Genomic DNA, 20,353 nt, shown 5'->3' with positions numbered 1-20,353 from the left:
CAACAAGCAAAAGGAGAGAAGTAATGGCAAATGATAAAATCGTCATTCATGGCGCACGCGCTCATAATTTAAAAAACATTGATGTTACGATTCCTCGTGACAAAATGGTTGTAGTGACTGGATTATCTGGTTCAGGGAAAAGCTCCCTAGCCTTTGATACATTGTACGCTGAAGGACAACGTCGTTATGTGGAAAGTCTTTCGGCGTATGCTAGACAGTTTTTAGGGCAAATGGACAAACCAGATGTCGACAGTATCGATGGATTGAGTCCAGCGATTTCAATCGATCAAAAAACAACAAGTAAAAATCCGCGATCAACAGTTGGAACAGTAACAGAAATTAACGATTATCTAAGACTGTTATTTGCTCGCGTTGGTCATCCAATCTGTCCTAACGATGGCACTGAAATCACTAGTCAATCCGTTGAACAAATGGTAGACAAAGTATTAGAACTGCCAGAAAAAACCAAAATCCAAGTGTTAGCTCCTGTAATTGTGAAGAAAAAAGGCCAGCATAAAAAAATCTTTGAAATGATTCAACGTGAAGGTTACGTTCGTATGCGTGTTAATGGTGAAACCTATGATGTTAGTGAAGCACCTGAACTTGAAAAAAACAAAAAACATGATATTGCGATCGTTATTGATAGAATTGTTGTTAAAGAAGGAATCCGTTCTCGTTTATTTGATTCATTTGAAGCGGCATTACGTTTGGCTGATGGATATGCGTTAGTTGATGTGATTGACGGAGAAGAGATGCTTTTTAGTGAGCACTATGCTTGTCCGTATTGTGGATTTACTGTTGGAGAATTAGAACCAAGATTGTTTTCTTTTAATGCCCCATTTGGCGCCTGTCCTGATTGTGATGGCTTAGGTATAAAACTAGAAGTTGATCGTGATTTAGTCATTCCAGATCCAACTAAAACGTTGCGTGAAGGAGCAATCGCACCGTGGAATCCGATTAGCTCTCAATATTATCCTCAAATGCTAGAACAAGCGGCAGACAGTTTTAATATTGATATGGATACGCCGTTTAGTGAGTTGCCTGAAGAGCATCAAGAGATTATTTTAAATGGCTCAGATGGTGAAGTATTCCACTTCCATTATGAAAATGATTTTGGCGGTATTCGTGATGTAGAAGTTCCATTTGAAGGTGTTTTAACTAACATTAAACGTCGTTACCACGAAACCAATAGCGACTTTACACGTGAACAAATGCGTTTGTACATGACTGAATTAACCTGTCAAACCTGTAAAGGGTACCGTTTGAATCCTCAAGCTTTGTCAGTCAAAATCGATAATACGAATATTGGTCAAGTAAGTGAGCTTGCCATTAAAAATGCGGTTCAATTTTTTGAAACGGTTAAATTATCTGAACAAGAACAAATAATTGCTAAACCAATCTTAAAAGAAGTCGAAGACCGATTGAACTTTTTAAAAAATGTTGGACTGGATTATTTAACACTAAGTCGAGCAGCTGGAACTTTGTCTGGTGGTGAAGCACAACGGATTAGGTTAGCTACCCAAATTGGATCAAACCTATCAGGTGTTTTGTATATTTTAGATGAACCATCGATCGGCTTACATCAGCGGGATAATGACCGCTTGATTGAATCTTTAAAGAAAATGCGAGATTTAGGTAATACACTGATCGTGGTTGAACATGATGAAGATACGATGCGAGCGTCAGATTATCTGATTGATGTTGGACCTGGTGCGGGACATTTAGGTGGAGAAATTGTTGCTTCTGGGACACCAGATGAGGTCGCAAAGAATCCTAACTCATTAACTGGTCAGTATCTATCTGGAAAAAAAGTGATACCTGTACCTAAGGAACGTCGCAAAGGAAATGGGAAAGAAATCAAAGTGACTGGTGCGACAGAAAATAATCTGAAAAACGTGACAGTGAAGTTTCCATTAGGTGAGTTTGTTGCTGTAACAGGTGTTTCTGGTTCTGGGAAAAGTACATTGGTTAATCAGATTTTGAAAAAAGCTTTGGCGCAAAAACTCAATCGTAATTCTAATAAACCAGGAAAACATAAAAGTATTACTGGCTATGAACACATTGAAAAAGTTATTGATATTGATCAAAGTCCAATCGGCCGTACGCCGCGAAGCAATCCGGCCACGTATACTAGTGTATTTGATGATATTCGTGATTTATTTGCCAAAACGAACGAAGCAAAAGTACGTGGCTATAAAAAAGGTCGGTTTAGTTTTAATGTTAAAGGTGGTCGGTGTGAAGCTTGTCGCGGCGATGGGATCATTAAGATTGAAATGCACTTTTTACCTGACGTTTATGTTCCGTGTGAAGTTTGTCATGGAAAACGATACAATTCTGAAACACTAGAAGTTCATTACAAAGGTAAGAATATTTCTGATATTTTAGATTTAACTGTTGAAGATGCAGTAGACTTTTTTAAACATATTCCAAAAATTCATCGTAAGTTGCAAACAATCGTGGATGTTGGTCTGGGGTATGTCACTTTAGGCCAGCCGGCGACCACTTTATCAGGAGGAGAAGCGCAACGAATGAAACTTGCCAGCGAACTTCATAAAAACTCTAATGGTAAAAACTTCTATATATTGGATGAACCAACTACTGGGCTTCATACAGATGATATTGCTCGTTTGTTACTTGTGTTAGAACGTTTAGTGGAATCAGGAAATACGGTACTGGTTATTGAGCATAACTTAGACGTAATTAAATCCGCTGACTATGTGATCGATTTAGGTCCTGAAGGTGGAGATGGCGGCGGAACAATCGTTGCAACGGGCACACCAGAAAAAATCGCTAAAGTGGAGAAAAGTTATACAGGTAAGTATTTGAAACGAGTCTTGTAAATTGGTCTACTCCATTGGGATAGAACAAATGGAGAGTTTAAAGAAAAAATAAAGGTTGTTCTTTAAACAAATAATGCTATTGATTTATCGGGTTATTTGAAGTAAAATCACTTTCAGAAAGGTATATTGTTCAACTTAATTGGTATATATCTTTCCTTCTATAAATGATCCGTTCAAAAAAGAAAAAGACAACTTCTATAGTTATATGGAAGTTGTCTTTTTTGTAATAATTATATTTATATAATTATTAATATTTTCTATGTTTTATTGGTTTTAAATAAATTAAAATGAGAGAAAAATGATAATAAGAACCAGAACATTTGTTTTTTAATCACTTTAATCTAAAATTAGTCAAAATAAGAAAGGATATACACGCAAGTTGAATGATAATTTTAGTAAAATCATGATATTCTATACGTATGAAAAAAGTATGAAAGGATGATTTTCATGGAAAAGAGAGAAGTTAAGATTGGTGCGCATTATGTTTGTCACGGATCAAATTTTTCATGGTTTTTTGTAGGAGAAGCCATTTCTAAAAAAGAGGACGATGTCCAAGTGAGAGTCGTTAAATGCCATCCTACTGATCGTCCATTTATCAATGAAGATGAGCCTGTTTTGAATTTAGATTATTTGAATGTTATTGAAGATGCTTAAAAATCAATTAAGGTTGGAGCAAAAGCGTTGAACTCCTTAGTTCCGAAGCCTTCAAAGTTTAGTACTTTAGCACTTAGATTGTACAGGAAGCGCCGTGTTTTCCAGACTCTTTCTATGATTATTATCGCATTATCTTGTTCTTTGTGATTTACAACAATGTGATCGAAGTAAAGCGTAGTAGTTGCTTTTATTTCCATCGTTTATTGATTTTTCATATGGTTGGGATATGACTCGCAGAGTTATGTTTCAGCCATTTTTTTATCTATTTTTTTAAAATTATTTCATTATTTGTTAGAAACTCAACAGAGTGAAATGAAAAGCTTTCTTTGATACGCCCGGAATGTTATAATTAATAAAATGTTCTTAAGGGAGTGGAAAAATATGGTTGATAACCTACAATTAGTTATAATCACTGGAATGAGCGGAGCAGGTAAGACTGTCGCTATTCAAAGTTTTGAAGATATGGGCTATTTTTGTATTGATAATATGCCGCCAAGCTTGATTCCCAAGTTTTGGGAGTTAATCAAAGAATCTGGGAAAGTAACGAAAATCGCTCTAGTCATTGATCTACGTTCTCGTACATTCTTCAGAGAAATACAAGATATGTTAGTGGAATTGGAAAATACGAAATTGATTGATACAACGATTATGTTTTTAGATGCGACAGATGAGGAATTGGTTTCTCGTTACAAAGAAACCAGACGAGCGCATCCTTTAGCAATGGATGGGTTGATTACAGAAGGCATTAGAAAAGAACGGGCTATTCTGGAAGAAATCAAAGGAGATGCTCAAGTTGTTATTGATACAACAGAATTGTCACCGAGACAACTAAGAGAAACAATCAATGAACAATTTAAATCTAGAGATACGCATGAATTTCGGATTGAATTGATTTCTTTTGGGTTTAAATATGGTCTACCAATCGATGCGGATATTGTTATGGATGTTCGCTTCTTACCAAATCCACATTATATTCCAGAGTTGCGGCCTTTGACAGGTCAGGATGCTTCTGTTTACGATTATGTAATGAGCTTTCCTGAGACAGAAGCGTTTTACACGCGCTTTATTGATTTACTGAAAAATGTACTGCCTGGTTATGAAAAAGAAGGGAAATCTAGTGTGACAATTGCTATTGGCTGTACTGGTGGGCAGCACCGCTCTGTTGCATTGACAGAACGGGTAGGAAAAGAACTTGGACAAGAATACCATGTGAATATCACTCATCGGGATAAAGGAAAACGTAAAGAGACGGTGAATCGGTCATGAAAATGAAGACTTACCGTATCCGGAAACCTAAAATTGTTGTTGTTGGTGGTGGGACTGGTTTGCCAGTTATATTAAAAAGCTTGCGTAACCAAAGTGCTGATATTACGGCAGTTGTGACAGTTGCCGATGATGGAGGAAGTAGTGGTGAGATTCGAGAGTCTATGAATATGACGCCACCAGGTGATTTGAGAAATGTGTTGGTTGCTTTATCAGATATGCCACAACTCTATGAAGATATTTTTCAATATCGATTTGATCAATCGGATAAATATTTTGCCAATCACGCCATCGGTAACTTGATTATTGCGGCAGTTTCTGAGATGCGTGGCAGCACATATGAAGCGATCCAATTGTTGTCAAAAATGATGCATGTCGACGGACATATTTATCCTTCGTCAGAAAGACCATTGACGTTGCATGCTGTTTTTAAAGATGGAACAGTTGCGGTTGGAGAATCCAGTATTGCACTTGATCGTAAAACGATTGATCATGTTTTTGTAACGAATACAAATGATGATGAACAACCTAAAGCTGCGAGAAAAGTTGTTAAGGCTATCGAAGAAGCGGATATGATTGTTTTAGGACCAGGAAGTATGTTTACGAGTATCTTACCTAATTTAGTGATTAGTGAAATCGGTGATGCTATTATCAAGGCAAGAGGAGAAGTTGTCTATATTTGTAATATTATGACCCAAAAAGGGGAAACCGAGCATTTCACAGACGCTGATCATGTTTGTGTTTTACACGAACATCTAAAAAGTAAGTTTGTTGATACTGTGTTAGTTAATACTGAAAAAGTACCAGAAGGCTATATGGATCCTGAAGTGTATGACGAATATTTAGTTCAAGTAGAACATGATTTTCAAACCTTGCGGGATGAAGGGTGTCGAGTGATTTCTACGGACTTTTTAAAGTTGCGCGATGGTGGTGTTTTCCACGATGGCGATAAAGTAGTAGATGAACTATTTCGGATTGTTTTTGGCGCAAGGTATTAAACGATGAAAAATTAAGAAAGGAGGTAGTAAGTAGTGTCTTTTGCATCAGATGTAAAAAAAGAGCTAACAACATTAGAGGTTCATAGAGAACATGCTAGAGCAGAGTTGGCTGCATTGATTAGAATGAATGGTTCACTAAGCATTGTGAATCAGCAATTTGTTTTAAACGTTCAAACAGAAAATGCGGCGATTGCCAGACGAATCTATTCTCTTTTAAAAGACCATTACGATGTTCGATCGGAATTATTAGTTCGAAAGAAAATGAAGTTAAAGAAGAATAATGTGTATATTGTGCGATTAAAGCAAGACACCAAAAATATTCTTGCTGATTTAGATATTTTAGATGGCATGATGTTCAATACACATGTATCAGATGAGATTATGGGCAATGCCCAAAAAATGAGATCCTATTTAAGAGGAGCTTTTATGGCTTCAGGTTCAGTCAACAATCCAGAGACGAGCCGTTATCATTTAGAAATATTTTCGATCTATGAAGAACATAATGATGATATTTGCCAGATGCTCAATTATTATGATTTGAATGCCAGAACATTAGAACGCCGAAATGGGTTTATTTCCTATTTAAAAGGAGCTGAACGTATCGCGGACTTTCTAACTTTGATTGGTGCGACTAATTCAATGTTGAAATTTGAAGATGTACGAATTGTTCGTGATATGCGCAATTCGGTTAATCGATTAGTTAATTGTGAAACAGCCAATCTAAACAAAACAATTGATGCCGCATCTAAACAAATAGAAAATATTCAGTACATCGAAAGTGTAGTTGGATTGGGTGCGTTGCCGGAAAAATTACAAGAGATCGCTGAGTTACGTTTGGAATATCCAGAAGTCAGTTTAAAGGAACTAGGTGAAATGATCCCGTCAGGTGCTATTTCAAAATCGGGAATTAATCATCGCATTCGTAAAATCAATGAATTTGCTGATAAATTGAGAGAAAAAAGTGCATAGCTTATAGATAATAACAGAAAGTTGGTGATCCTGTTGGGAGTAGAAGATAAAGATTTTATCATGAGACAAATCAAACAACTGGGAGAAGGCTTGGGCAATTTTCTTGGAAAAGAGGACGTGGATAAAATTTTGGGCTTTCATGAAGACGCGCAAAAAGAAATTGAAGATTCCTCAAAAGTGAAAAAAACAAAGTCAACTCAATTATCTAAAGCAAAAGAGACAAAGCCAAAAAAGTAGCTTTGTCTCTTTTTTTAGTTATTTTCAATATAACGGATTAGTTCTTCTGTTGTTACAGACTCATCAAAGATATGGTCACCAATCACAATAGTCGGGACAAATTTAATATTTGCAGCAGTTGCTTCAGCAATTACAGCTTCGACAATTGCTGGATCCTCTTTTTTAGCCAATTGTAGGTTATCTTCGGCAAAAACGGCCACGTCTTCTAAAGAAAGATGCCCCCATTGATCTTGTGTAGCATACATTTGTTTAATATCAAGTAGCGCTTTTTTCGGCAAGTCATAATTGATATGATGATGCATGACATTTCCGCGCTGTAAACTTTCTTTTTCTTTATCGAAAAGTTTAATAATTCGTTGAACTTTGCCTTCTTCGACGTATTTATTCAAAAGATCAAATGATTCTTCAAACCATTTTTTGCAATACGGGCAGCGAACGTTCATAAATTCTACTATTTTCACTGGCGCGCTATCCTCACCGATCATTAGACCGTTTTTTGTTGTGACTTTTGTTGCATCAATAATTGAAATATCCATGTTATTACCATCCTTTCGTTACGTCTATCTTTAGTGTATCGTTTTTCATGGAAAGAATAAATAAAAATGCCTAAAATTTTCAAAGAAAACTTTAGGCTCTATGGACTATTGATTCAATGAACGACTATTTTCCATTACTTCATCAATCAAGCCGTATTCTTTTGCTTGTTGAGCAGTCATAAAGTTATCACGATCTGTGTCGCGTTCAATAACTTCAAGTGGTTGTCCAGTACGCTCTGCTAAGATTTTATTCAAACGATCTCTTGTATCTAAGATATGTTTTGCTGCAATCTCGATTTCAGTAGCTTGTCCTTGGGCACCGCCAAGTGGTTGATGAATCATGATTTCAGCGTTCGGCAATGCAAAGCGTTTGCCTTTTGTACCAGCGGTTAATAAGAAGCTTCCCATAGAAGCCGCCATACCAAGTACGATTGTTTGTACATCTGCTTTAACAAAGTTCATCGTATCAAAAATGGCCAAACCAGCAGAAACACTTCCACCTGGTGAGTTAATGTAGATATAAATATCTTTTTCAGAATCTTGTGCATCCAAGAATAATAATTGGGCAATGACTGAATTGGCTACATTGTCGTCAATGGGGCCGCTTAACATGATAATTCTATCTTTTAATAAACGTGAATAAATATCATATGCTCTTTCTCCACGAGATGACTGTTCAATGACTGTTGGTATTAAATTCATAGTATATTCCTCCTATATAAAAGCTCTTCAAATCATTTTATCACAAAGCACACGTGAATGCTTAAAAAAAGTATACTTTATTGGTCAACAAAGGTCAACTTTGACGCACATCTTTTTTGCAGATAAAAAATGAAGTTGATGTTCAAATTGTTATTTGCAAACAAAACATCAGAAAATCGTTTAGAAATAGAAAGGCAATAGAAAAAGTAGCAAAAAATGAGAGATTTTTTTTTCGTATTTTTTTGTCCTTGTTAAAGAGTGTGTTATACTAAAAAAAACAAGAACGAATAGAGTGAGGGAATCTGAATGGTTGTTTTTATTGCAGGAATGACAGGCGTCTTTATAGGAGCTGTTATCGTATCTATTGGTGTCGCATTACGCGTGTCTTACGATCAACGCAAGTCTGTACGTTATCGTGAGCTTGAGCACTTTGTAAAAGAAATTGAAACATTGAATCTTCTGAACAAAAAAATCAGTGAGATTTTACAAAAAAGAGATATCTATGTTGATAAGTCGGTGAACTTTATTTCGATGGACGATTGTTATATCAGTATTGATGATTTTATTTATTTAGAATCATTTTCGTCACAAAATAATTTCTACTTGCCAACCTATTTGATAGAAGAATTTTTCAAAAAAATTGCTCATAGAAAAGTGATCTTAACTCCTGATGAAGTGATTTCGATGGGGGGAAGTACGTACAAAGGTGGAAGAGTTATTTTAGAAAGTTTCTCAGAAGAGTTGCTTTCGATTATTGAAGATAAAAAAAGGCAAATGAAACGTTTAACACATAAGCCTTTATATTATTTCCAAAAAGATTCATAAAAACAAAAAATGGCTGCAACTCAATGTTTTGAGAGGCAGTCATTTTTTTGATTGTTTTTATTCAATTCAGCTTGTTTATTGTTAAAAAGCTTAACTGCTCATTTTGTCTCTTTGATGAACGTTAAGTAAGAAAGGAAAGACAGTTTTTCGGAATTTTCTGAATCTTTTTATCAAATTTTATTGACATTCTCATTTATTCGGTATATAGTTAACAAAAGCTTTTATTTATCACATGCTATTTTAATCTTTATAGATTTTATACAATGAGGAGACCGTTGCCATGAAGAAGACAGAAAACAATCACGTATTAGTCATTATTTTATCGTGTAGGACTTAGAACACTGAGAAATTTCGCAGATGTTTGAGTCCTGTTTGTCTTTGGTAGATGGGATTCTCACTAAGACATCCCATTCATTTGATGGGATGTTTTTTTTGTAGAAAGTATTCTAAAGAATACAGCATAGTAAATAAGAAGATGAAGCAGAAGTGAAAAAATATTTCTTCTGAAGACAACTGAATTGGAGTGGATGAACATGCGTAGTGACCAAATAAAAAAAGGAATTGAAGCTGCACCCGCCAGAAGTTTACTTTACGCTACTGGACAGGTGAAAAATGCCAAAGATATGGACAAACCGTTTATCGCAATATGTAATTCTTATATTGATATTGTTCCAGGTCACGTGCATTTAAGAGAACTAGCTGATGTAGCGAAAGAAGCGATTCGTGAAGCAGGTGGTATTCCATTTGAATTTAATACGATTGGTGTCGATGATGGGATTGCTATGGGACATATCGGGATGCGCTATTCACTGCCAAGTCGAGAAATCATTGCAGATGCAGCTGAAACCGTTATTAATGCCCATTGGTTTGACGGTGTATTCTATATTCCAAATTGCGATAAAATTACCCCGGGAATGCTGATGGCAAGTGTTCGAACCAATGTTCCAGCGATTTTTTGTTCAGGTGGACCCATGAAAGCGGGTGTGGATCCAAGAGGACATACGACAACCCTTTCTACAATGTTTGAAGCAGTTGGCAGCTTTAAAGAAGGCAAGATGACTGAAGAAGAATTTAATTTTATGGAACAAAATGCTTGTCCAACTTGCGGTTCTTGTGCCGGCATGTTTACGGCGAATTCTATGAACTGTTTAATGGAAGTACTAGGGATGGCTCTTCCTGGTAATGGTACGATTTTAGCTGTTTCGGATGAGCGGAGAGAATTAGTTAGAAAATCGGCTTTTCATTTGATGGATTTAGTCAAAAAACAAATCAAACCTAGAGATATCATTACAAAAGAAGCTATTGATGATGCCTTTGCTTTGGATATGGCAATGGGGGGCTCAACCAATACAGTTTTACACACACTGGCTATTGCTAATGAAGCTGAAATTGACTACAACTTAGAAGAAGTGAATGCAATTGCTGAGCGTGTTCCATATCTTTCTAAAATTGCACCTTCATCCGCTTATTCAATGCACGACGTTCATGAAGCAGGTGGGGTTCCCGCAATTATGAAAGAATTAGTTGATTTAGGGGATGCGATTCATCCTGACAGAATCACAGTTACTGGAAAAACCATTCGTGAAAATGTTCAAGATGCAGTAATCAAAAATGAAGAAGTCATTCATCCAAAAGAAAATCCTTATAGTCCGGTTGGTGGTTTATCCATTCTTTACGGAAATATTGCTCCAAAAGGGAGTGTGATTAAAGTCGGTGGTGTGGATCCATCCATCAAGAAATTTGTAGGAAAAGCAATTTGTTTTAGCTCTCATGACGAAGCGGTTGCTGCAATTGATAATCATACGGTTAAAAAAGGGCATGTAGTTGTCATTCGTTATGAAGGACCAAAGGGTGGACCAGGGATGCCGGAGATGCTAGCTCCAACATCTAGTATTGTCGGTCGTGGTTTAGGTAAAGATGTTGCACTGATTACAGATGGACGTTTTTCAGGAGCCACTCGTGGGATTGCTGTAGGACATATTTCACCAGAAGCAGCGGCAGGTGGACCGATTGCATTAATCAAAGACGGAGATGAAATCGAAATTGATTTAACCAACCGAACCTTAGAATTACATGTTTCGGATGAAGAATTAGCGCAAAGAAATGATCAATTGCCAAAATTCAAAGCAAAAGTAAAAACAGGATACTTAGCTCGATACACGGCATTAGTGACTTCGGCGCATACAGGAGGAATTATGCAGATTTCAGAAGACCTATTAGACTAGAGGAGGGAAGCTCATGACAGAACAACAGAAAAATATGAAAAACGGCTCAAGGATTTTGATTGATGCATTGTTGAAACAGCAGGTAGAAATGATTTTTGGTTATCCTGGCGGGGCAGTTCTTCCTTTGTACGACGCATTATATGATGGAGATATTCCCCATATTTTAACTAGACATGAACAAGGTGCTGTTCATGCAGCAGAAGGTTACGCTAAAGCAACGGGTAAACCTGGCGTAGTCATTGTAACCAGCGGACCAGGTGCGACGAATGCAATCACTGGTATTGCGGATGCAATGAGTGACTCGATTCCGATGGTTGTGTTTACTGGTCAAGTAGTAACCGATGGTATTGGTAAAGATGCATTTCAAGAAGCGGATGTCATCGGACTAACAATGCCGATTACTAAAAATAATTACCAAGTTAGAGAAACAAAGGAACTACCAAGAATCATTGAAGAAGCCTTTCATATCGCAACAACTGGTAGAAAAGGTCCTGTTGTCATCGACCTACCAAAAGATATGACAATTATGGAAGCTGATGCAGATATCGAGGTGAGACTGAATCTACCAAGTTATCAGCCAACTTTAAAACCGAATAAACTACAAGTTAAAAAATTGATGGATGCTTTAGCTGTTGCTAAAAAGCCGTTGGTACTGGTTGGAGCAGGTGTATTGCATGCGGATGCTGGAAAAGAACTAGTGACATTCATCAATAAATACCAAGTGCCAGCGTTAAGTACGTTGTTGGGGCTGGGGGCTGTTCCGACTGAGAATGAATTATTTCTGGGAATGGGAGGCATGCATGGTTCCTTTGCTGCAAATATGGCATTGACCGATTGTGATTTTTTAATCAATATAGGTTCTCGTTTTGATGATCGCCTAGCGAGTGCGCCAAAGGAATTTGCACCAAATGCTGTTGTGGCTCATATTGATATCGACCCAGCAGAAATCGGAAAAACAATTGACACACACATTCCAATTGTAGCGGATGCGAAAGAAACATTGAAAGAAATGTTAAAGCTTGATACAGCATGCGCAGATTGTACAGAATGGAAAAAATTGAATCTTTCAAGAAAAAAACGACACCCATTCAAGTATGATAAAGACCAAAAAGCTGAAATTAAACCGCAAAAAGTGGTTGAATTCATCGGTGAACTTACAAATGGTGAAGCGATTGTAGCAACAGACGTTGGGCAGCATCAAATGTGGGCGGCTCAATTTTATCCATTCAAAAATGAAAAGCAACTTGTCACAAGTGGGGGACTTGGAACGATGGGCTATGGTGTACCTGCTGCAATTGGAGCAAAACTCGGTTGTCCAGATAAGGAAGTCGTACTGTTTGTCGGTGATGGTGGTTTCCAAATGACAAACCAAGAATTAGCTATTTTAAATGAATACAATATCCCAATCAAGATTGTGATTCTAAATAATCAATCATTGGGAATGGTTCGCCAATGGCAGGAAAGCTTCTTTAGCGGCCGTCGTTCAGAATCAGTGTTTACCTCTCAGCCAGATTTTGTAAAAATGGCAGAAGCTTATTATATTAAAGGCATCAGGATAGATGATCCTGCTACTGTGGAAGCTGAATTAACAGAAGCTTTTAAAGAAACAGGACCTTTGTTGATTGAAGTCATGGTTTCACCAACGGAACACGTATTGCCAATGGTTCCAGCGGGCAAAGCCAACTATCAGATGTTGGGGGTGGACTAAAATGAGACGAATCATTACAGCAACGGTCAATAATAATTCAGGGGTTTTAAATCGATTTAGTGGCGTTTTAACACGGAGACAGGTTAATATCGACAGCATCTCTGTGGGACCGACAGAATTAGAGAATGTTTCACGAATTACTATCGTTGTTCAAGTAGCAGATTTAAATGAAAGTGAACAAGTAACGAAACAATTAAATAAGCAAATTGATGTAATCAAAGTATCCGATATTACGGATGAACCACACCTAGAACGAGAATTAGCGTTAGTCAAAGTCAATGCACCTGCTGCTGTTCGAGCAGAGTTGTTTTCAGTGATTGATCCATTTAGAGCAAATGTGATCGATGTAGGCACACGCTCAGTTGTTATCCAAGTCACGGGAACTAGTGAAAAAATCAGTGCGTTCGTAGACGTTGTGGCACCATACGGAATCAAACAACTAGCGCGAACAGGTGTTACTGGATTTACCAGAGGCAACAACTAAAAATAGGTTTTAAAGCATACGCTTATAAGCATAAAAAATTTGGAGGGTTTACAATGGCAAAAGTATATTATGATAACTCAGTAGAAAACAATCAACTAGAAGGAAAAACAATCGCAATTATCGGCTACGGCTCACAAGGTCATGCTCATGCGCAAAACTTACGAGACAATGGCAATCAAGTAATTATCGGGATTCGTGAAGGAAAATCAGCCGAAGCTGCCCGTAACGATGGATTTGATGTATTATCTGTTGAAGAAGCATCTAAAAAAGCAGACGTAGTCATGATTTTAGCTCCAGATGAAATTCAAGGAGATCTTTATGACAAAGAGATTGCACCAAACTTAGAAGCAGGGAATGCTTTAGCATTTGGACATGGCTTTAATATTCATTTTGATGTAATCGAACCACCAAAAGATGTGGATGTTTTCTTAGTTGCTCCTAAAGGACCAGGACACTTGGTTCGTCGCACGTTTACAGAAGGCTTTGCCGTACCAGCATTATTTGCGGTTTATCAAGATGCAACTGGTAAAGCGAGTGATGTTGCGTTATCTTATGCAAAAGGTATTGGTGCTACACGAGTTGGTGTGTTAGAAACAACCTTTAAAGAAGAAACGGAAACAGATTTGTTCGGTGAGCAAGCGGTATTATGTGGAGGCTTGACAAGCTTGATCGAAGCGGGTTTTGAAACACTAACAGAAGCCGGCTACCAACCAGAATTAGCTTATTTTGAGGTATGTCACGAGTTGAAATTGATCGTTGACCTTATTTATGAAGGAGGATTTGAGAAGATGCGTAATTCAATCTCAAATACTGCGGAATACGGCGATTATGTTTCAGGTCCTCGAGTTGTAACAGCTGAAGCAAAAGCGAATATGAAAGACGTTTTAACAGATATCCAAAACGGTAAATTTGCGAAAGGCTTTATCGATGATAACAAAAACGGCTTTAAAGAATTCAATCAAATGCGTAAAGATAATGCTGGTCATCCAATTGAAAAAGTTGGAGCAGAATTACGTAAAATGATGCCTTTCGTTTCAAGAGAAGACTAAAATAGATAATGAACAAGAGGCTGAGAAAATAGGCGACATGCTTCTATCTCAGCCTTTTGTTATTTACATAATAAAGGTGGGGAGAATTTGTTAAAATTAACGAAAGAAAAAGTTGAAGAAGCATATGACACACTCAAAGACGTAGTAACGAAAACACCGTTACAGTATGATATGTATCTATCACAAAAATACCAATGCAATGTTTATTTAAAAAGAGAAGACCTACAGAAAGTTCGTTCATTCAAATTAAGAGGGGCGTATTATGCAATTAAGCAGACTCCTCATGATGTGCTAAAAAATGGTGTTGTTTGCGCTAGTGCAGGGAATCACGCTCAAGGAGTTGCTTTTACTTGCCACGAGATGAATGTTGCGGCTACAATTTTTATGCCAACGACCACTCCGCAACAAAAAATTTCTCAAGTAAAATTTTTTGGCGGAGATGAAGTAACCGTAAAATTAATTGGTGACACTTTTGATGCATCTGCTAAAGCTGCTAAAGAATATGCAAAAGCTAATAACCAAGCATTTATTGATCCTTTTGATGATATAAATATTATGGCTGGACAAGGAACAGTAGCAGTAGAAGTTTTCCAAGAGGCGAATGAATCTGAAGTTCAAGTAGATTACTTGTTAGCAGCAATTGGCGGTGGAGGGTTAGTCAGTGGCGTTTCCACCTATACTAAAAGTATCAGTCCTACAACGGCTGTCATTGGTGTAGAACCACAAGGTGCACAATCAATGCGTGCGGCTTTTGACCAAGGGAAACCAGTGATGTTAGCTAACGTTGAAAAATTTGTGGATGGAGCTGCAGTGAAACAAGTTGGTAATTTAACCTATGAACATGCCTATGAATATGTTGATAATCTTTTAGCAGTGGATGAAGGGCAAGTATGTACGACGATTTTAGAATTATATACTAAGCAAGCGATTGTTGTAGAACCTGCTGGAGCATTAAGCGTTTCAGCTTTAGAATTAATGCAAGAAGAAATTAAAGGGAAAAATGTTGTGTGTATCATTAGTGGCGGAAACAATGATATAAACCGTATGGAAGAGATTGAAGAACGTTCATTGATTTTTGAAGGTCTTAAACATTATTTTGTCATCAATTTTCCACAACGCCCAGGTGCATTAAGAGAGTTTGTGACAGATATCTTAGGACCTGATGATGATATTACTCGGTTCGAGTATACCAAAAAGGTGAATCGAGGCACTGGACCTGTTGTTTTGGGTATTCTACTGAAAGATAAGGAGGAGCTACCCCATTTACTAGAAAAAATGACTATGTTTGATCCACATTATATTGATCTTAGTGATAATCCATCCTTATATGCGTTACTTGTTTAAATAGGATAAAAAGCCTTTATTTCAAAAATTATTTAGAGTAGATGTGGGTGGGATATGACTCAAAGAGTTATGTTCTACTCACTGTTTATGTTAAATAAGGAATTTTACTTTGAAGAATTTTGCCCGATTCTTTTTGAAAACGAACCAATCGAAGGTAGAACATAAGTAGGCATTCATTTTACTGAGTTTTAGGTATGTAAAAACAGAACTAAACTAAGCAGAGTTCATTTTCAGTGGATATCAAAAATCAATACAATTCTAATAACATTAAAGTGATTTATTTAGTCGTGACGTAAATACTATTTAAAAATCATCATTGTTAGACTGGAAGAAAAGATCAACATCTTCATATGGATGGACAACGTTCATTCCACCAGCAAGTCCATTTTGTTTATAATATTTTTTTTAATGAACGGTCTGATTATGTGAGTTTTCAAGTGTATTTATTAAGGAAGTTGAACTTTTTATTTCCAAACAAAGTTTATTTGATTCTTTTTTTATCCATACATACAATGTTTTATTCTCAGTTTTTTGGCTTTCTTTTTCTCGATTATATTGATCCAATATGGGGGGATTAACTAAAGTGTGTAATAGAGTTTGGATGCTACTACTATTTTCCCTCTATGAAATATAAAAAGAGTACTTGCATTTTATACAATTTGATGTTACTCTTATCACTCTTAAAAAGTAATGATTACGATTTGCAAGGGGTGAAAGAAAATATGGCTAAAAAATCAAAAATTGCCAAAGCAAAACATCAACGAGAGCTGATTAAGCAGTACGCTGAACAACGCATCAAACTAAAAGAGAACAAAGACTACGAAGCATTAGCAAAATTACCAAAAGATTCCAATCCAAATCGCTTGAAAAACCGAGATTTGATTGATGGACGACCAAGAGCTTACATGCGTAAGTTCGGCATGTCACGGATTAATTTTAGGACATTAGCCCATCAAGGACACATTCCAGGTGTTCATAAAGCAAGTTGGTAGTCATTCACAAGTAACCGACAACTAGACGCAAAGAGGTGATTGGATGGAGAAACAAGATCTTTCAAGTGCACGGAGACGATTGAAGTGCAAGAATAGAAAAACAAGAAAACGAGCATTAAAAATCATTCAGCAATATAAACGGGAACAAAGACATCGAGTGATGGCTTCTGGTAGTGTTGGGTGAGTGTATTCTTTTTAAGAGTAAAGAATGAAGTTCTTCCTTTTTAGTTATAGAAGGGAAGGGCTTTTTTATTTTAAAAATGATTCTATTTATGTTTTATATGAAAATGAGAGAAATTTACTAGTAAAAGTAGCTTGCTTCTGTATTAAAGACGTTGTTCTATATTTAAAGTAAAGTTCCTCACAAAGGAAACTTTACTTTTTTTTCGTCTAAGCATAAAATATTAGAGGACGTATCTAAAAAAAGAGAAAAAAAGGAGAATGTTGTGGATAAATATTTACAAATAAACAAAAAAAAAGTAATTGATTATTCATTCACCTTAATCAGCTTATTACTGCTTGTTTGGTTTAGTAATTTATACTTGCAATGGTGCCAAAATGAATTATCTATAGACTTAGTATTCAAGTTTGCCTTTTCGTGGCATACAGAAAAATTTATTTTAGGTTGTTTTGTTTTATTGATATTTTTACTATTTTTATGTAGTTTAGCAGGTTCATTTATGATCGGCAGTGTTTTGTATGCAATCACAATCGGTATTTTAGGATTTGCTGATTATCAAAAATTGCTCTACCGCACAGAACCGATTTATCCTGATGATTTGAAAATGATCACTGAATTGGGGTTATTAAGAGAAATGATAGGAACTGTTCCATTTATTTTTATCTTGTTACTTGGGATGACAGGGTTATTCTTTTTTGGAAAAGCGATTTATAAAAGTCGATTATTATCGAAAAAAAAGCAAATAGTACGCTTCTCAAGTCTAATAATGACAATCGGTTTATTGCTATATGTGGGTAATTTTAATAACCCCAATAATCTATTAAGAAAAGCCTATAATAAAACCGCGCATTGGATTCCTTATAGTCAACAAATGAATTACTATAATACAGGATTCATGGGTGGTTTTTTGTATAACTTAAAGGTTGAAGCCATGGACGAACCTGAAAATTACTCTAAAAAAACAATTGAAGAAATTACCAAAAAATACACAAAAACAGCACAAAAAACAAGCGATTTATCAGCAGATGAACAACCGAATATTATTTATGTAATGAGTGAAAGTTTTTCAAATCCGCAAAACCTGAACGGTGTGACAGCGAATAAAGATCCTTTAAAAGAGTACTATGATGTTGCTAAAACAACATATAGCGGTCAAATGTTATCTCAAAATTATGGTGGAGGAACAGCGAATATCGAGTTTGAAGCCCTGACTAGTTTTTCTATGGAGTTATTCAACCCTCAATTAACAACACCTTACACCATGCTGGTTCCTAAAATGACAGAAATCCCGTCGATCGTTTCGTTATTGAAAAATCAAGACTATCAAACAACGGCGATTCATCCCTACAACACATCGATGTATAAACGTAAAGATGTCTATAATAAAATGGGATTCGATCAGTTTATCAGCGAAGAGACAATGAAAAATACGGAAACAATCCAAAAAAATCCCTATATATCTGATGAATCAGCGTACAAAGAAGTACTGAGTTTATTGAAAAAAGATGAAAAAGCACAATTTGTTCATTTAGTGACGATGCAAACACATATGCCCTATAGCGATAAGTATTCAAATGTAAACTATTCATCCAAAAGCCAAGGAAATAAACAAGCAATTGATAGTTATATGCAAGATGTGGCTTACAGTAGTGAAGCTTTTAAACAATTTACGACAGCGTTAAAAGATGTTAAGCGTCGAACGCTTGTTGTGTTTTGGGGGGATCATTTACCAAGCATCTACTCAGATGAAATTAAAGCACAGAACGATGAAGTAAAAATGCATCAAACAGAATTTTTAATGTATGATAATCGAGGGAAATTAAGTAAAAAAGCAACCCAGGATGCCATTGTTAGCCCCTTTTATTTTTCATCAACGCTGTTTGATCAAAGTGGATTGAAGATGACAGGTTTTTATGAACTATTATCAAAATTAGAAAAACAAGTTCCTGCATTTGAAAAAGGTTTCTATTATAAAGATAAAAAATGGACGAAAACTCTTTCTCTAAATAAAGAACAGGAACAGCTATATGAAGAGTACCGCTTGATTCAATATGATATTGTTTCTGGTGAAAATTACAGCTTAAAAACAGATTTTTTTAAATGAATCAATCGAAAAGGAGTAAATGATGGGTTTTAAAAAGAAAGACAATCAAATTTATTATAATCCTATTCGCCGAGCAGTGCTGAATCATCAAATGATTCAACCAGGGGATAAAGTGGCGATTGGAATGAGCGGGGGCAAAGATAGTACAAGTTTACTTTATTTTCTAGACATGATTAGTAAGCAAAAACGTTTAGGCTTTGAGTTTGATATTGTTCCAATTACCTTGGCTATGGGGTTTGATATGGATAGTGCTCCATTAGAGAAATTTGTTGAAGAATTAGGGTATAAGCTGGATATTGTACCTACGAATATCGCACAAGTTGTCTTTGATATCCGTGAAGAACGTTCACCATGTTCATTATGTGCCAAATTACGCCGAGGCATTTTGTACAAAAGAGCCCGAGAAATGGGCTGTAATAAAGTTGCTTTGGGTCATCATTTGGATGATGCAATCGAAACGTATTTTATGAATTTCCTTTTTCATGGGCAAATGGCTAGTTTTGAGCCGATCAGCTATTTATCAAAAACAGATATTACATTGATCCGTCCCTTACTTTATATAGAAGAAAAACAAATTATTCAATTCGTCAAACGAGAAGAATTACCGGTAATTTTTAACCCGTGTCCAGTAGATAAGAAGACCAAACGGGAAGAAATCAAACACCTTGTGAATGGGCTAGCACAAAATTATCCTAATATTAGAGATAAGTTTATTATGGGGATGGAACAAGGAGAAGCTGAAAACTTCTGGACGAAATCAATGACCTCTATTAAGTGAAAAGAGATAGATTTACATTGACAGTTAATCGTAATGGAAGTAATATGATGATGAAGAACAACAAAAACTTAATTTTTGAAAAGTGGTGAGTGATCTTGGAAAAAGTACAAACGATAGTAATCAGTCTTCTAGGTCTATCAGGAACAATTAGTGTTTTTGGTGGCGGTGTTATATTTGCCACAATCTTTGTTTTTCTATTTGTATTGTCTGTGGGTCTAGAAATAATCACAAACCACAGGAAAAAAAGATCCTCACGAATATAGCGATTTAACTATAAAATAACGACACGCTCATCGTTCAGTGCTAATAGCACGATGAGTGTGTTTTTCTATTTAAAGGAAATAAATGTATCTTTGTTTTTTTGAGAATTGTAGAAGGAAGAAAAAGCTCTTTCAAACCAAACAGAAATTTTTCTGAAAATCAATACGATTTCATTTGAAAAACACTAAAAGAACAGGTATAAT

The 20,353-nt window shown here is 36.1% G+C and carries 18 protein-coding genes; 16 read left to right on the top strand and 2 right to left on the bottom strand.

The window, feature by feature from the left end; genetic code table 11:
• Positions 1–23 precede the first annotated feature (23 nt).
• The 6 genes from uvrA to A5880_RS03075 all read left to right on the top strand — a co-directional run bounded on the left by uvrA (position 24) and on the right by A5880_RS03075 (position 6,961).
• On the top strand, positions 24–2,840 hold the full coding sequence (uvrA, locus tag A5880_RS03100; protein ID WP_086331748.1) for an excinuclease ABC subunit UvrA: 2,817 nt from the start codon (positions 24–26) through the stop codon (positions 2,838–2,840).
• Positions 2,841–3,287: 447 nt separating this feature from the next.
• Complete coding sequence (locus tag A5880_RS03095) at positions 3,288–3,494, top strand: hypothetical protein (RefSeq protein WP_086331747.1); 207 nt, start codon at positions 3,288–3,290, stop codon at positions 3,492–3,494.
• A gap of 381 nt (positions 3,495–3,875) precedes the next feature.
• Positions 3,876–4,760, top strand: a complete 885-nt coding sequence (rapZ, locus tag A5880_RS03090; protein ID WP_086331745.1) for an RNase adapter RapZ — start codon at positions 3,876–3,878, stop codon at positions 4,758–4,760.
• A complete protein-coding gene (locus tag A5880_RS03085; protein WP_179190493.1) occupies positions 4,757–5,755 on the top strand; it encodes a gluconeogenesis factor YvcK family protein in 999 nt (332 codons plus the stop codon). Before rapZ ends, A5880_RS03085 begins: the two co-directional genes overlap by 4 nt.
• A 33-nt stretch (positions 5,756–5,788) precedes the next feature.
• Positions 5,789–6,724: a DNA-binding protein WhiA gene (gene whiA, locus A5880_RS03080; RefSeq protein WP_086331744.1), complete on the top strand. Its 936-nt coding sequence runs from the start codon at positions 5,789–5,791 to the stop codon at positions 6,722–6,724.
• A 33-nt stretch (positions 6,725–6,757) separates the two neighbouring features.
• Complete coding sequence (locus A5880_RS03075; protein ID WP_086331743.1) at positions 6,758–6,961, top strand: hypothetical protein; 204 nt, start codon at positions 6,758–6,760, stop codon at positions 6,959–6,961.
• 14 nt (positions 6,962–6,975) lie between these two features.
• Here A5880_RS03075 and A5880_RS03070 read toward each other — a convergent pair whose 3' ends face one another.
• Positions 6,976–7,497 (bottom strand): DsbA family protein, encoded by a 522-nt coding sequence (locus tag A5880_RS03070; RefSeq protein WP_086331742.1) that lies wholly within the window; start codon positions 7,495–7,497, stop codon positions 6,976–6,978.
• A gap of 105 nt (positions 7,498–7,602) precedes the next feature.
• On the bottom strand, positions 7,603–8,199 hold the full coding sequence (clpP, locus tag A5880_RS03065) for an ATP-dependent Clp endopeptidase proteolytic subunit ClpP (RefSeq protein ID WP_086331741.1): 597 nt from the start codon (positions 8,197–8,199) through the stop codon (positions 7,603–7,605).
• Positions 8,200–8,505: 306 nt separating this feature from the next.
• On the opposite strand from clpP, the gene A5880_RS03060 reads away from it, so the two are divergent.
• From A5880_RS03060 to A5880_RS03015, 10 genes are all read left to right on the top strand, one after another.
• Positions 8,506–9,024, top strand: a complete 519-nt coding sequence (locus A5880_RS03060) for a hypothetical protein (RefSeq protein ID WP_086331740.1) — start codon at positions 8,506–8,508, stop codon at positions 9,022–9,024.
• 533 nt (positions 9,025–9,557) lie between these two features.
• The gene (ilvD, locus tag A5880_RS03055) at positions 9,558–11,249 is read left to right on the top strand and encodes a dihydroxy-acid dehydratase (protein ID WP_086331739.1); all 1,692 of its coding nucleotides are present in this window, start codon (positions 9,558–9,560) and stop codon (positions 11,247–11,249) included.
• Positions 11,250–11,262: 13 nt separating this feature from the next.
• Positions 11,263–12,957 (top strand): biosynthetic-type acetolactate synthase large subunit, encoded by a 1,695-nt coding sequence (ilvB, locus tag A5880_RS03050; RefSeq protein WP_086331738.1) that lies wholly within the window; start codon positions 11,263–11,265, stop codon positions 12,955–12,957.
• A 1-nt stretch (position 12,958) separates the two neighbouring features.
• Positions 12,959–13,441 (top strand): acetolactate synthase small subunit, encoded by a 483-nt coding sequence (gene ilvN / locus A5880_RS03045; protein WP_086331737.1) that lies wholly within the window; start codon positions 12,959–12,961, stop codon positions 13,439–13,441.
• A gap of 53 nt (positions 13,442–13,494) precedes the next feature.
• Complete coding sequence (gene ilvC / locus A5880_RS03040; RefSeq protein ID WP_086331736.1) at positions 13,495–14,490, top strand: ketol-acid reductoisomerase; 996 nt, start codon at positions 13,495–13,497, stop codon at positions 14,488–14,490.
• A gap of 87 nt (positions 14,491–14,577) precedes the next feature.
• The gene (gene ilvA / locus A5880_RS03035) at positions 14,578–15,834 is read left to right on the top strand and encodes a threonine ammonia-lyase IlvA (RefSeq protein ID WP_086331735.1); all 1,257 of its coding nucleotides are present in this window, start codon (positions 14,578–14,580) and stop codon (positions 15,832–15,834) included.
• Positions 15,835–16,556: 722 nt separating this feature from the next.
• Positions 16,557–16,826, top strand: coding sequence for a 30S ribosomal protein S14 (rpsN, locus tag A5880_RS03030; RefSeq protein ID WP_086331734.1), 270 nt, complete (start codon positions 16,557–16,559; stop codon positions 16,824–16,826).
• 43 nt (positions 16,827–16,869) lie between these two features.
• A complete protein-coding gene (locus A5880_RS03025; RefSeq protein WP_179190492.1) occupies positions 16,870–17,010 on the top strand; it encodes a putative metal homeostasis protein in 141 nt (46 codons plus the stop codon).
• Between the two features lie 262 nt (positions 17,011–17,272).
• Positions 17,273–19,111, top strand: coding sequence for an LTA synthase family protein (locus tag A5880_RS03020; RefSeq protein WP_086331733.1), 1,839 nt, complete (start codon positions 17,273–17,275; stop codon positions 19,109–19,111).
• A 22-nt stretch (positions 19,112–19,133) separates the two neighbouring features.
• A complete protein-coding gene (locus A5880_RS03015; protein WP_086331732.1) occupies positions 19,134–19,889 on the top strand; it encodes a tRNA 2-thiocytidine biosynthesis TtcA family protein in 756 nt (251 codons plus the stop codon).
• Positions 19,890–20,353 lie beyond the last annotated feature (464 nt).

Source organism: Enterococcus sp. 4G2_DIV0659 (assembly GCF_002140715.2).
Lineage (GTDB): Bacteria > Bacillota > Bacilli > Lactobacillales > Enterococcaceae > Enterococcus_L > Enterococcus_L mansonii.
The sequence above is the reverse complement of the archived record's forward strand: the minus strand, read 5'-3'. Positions and strand labels throughout refer to the sequence as shown.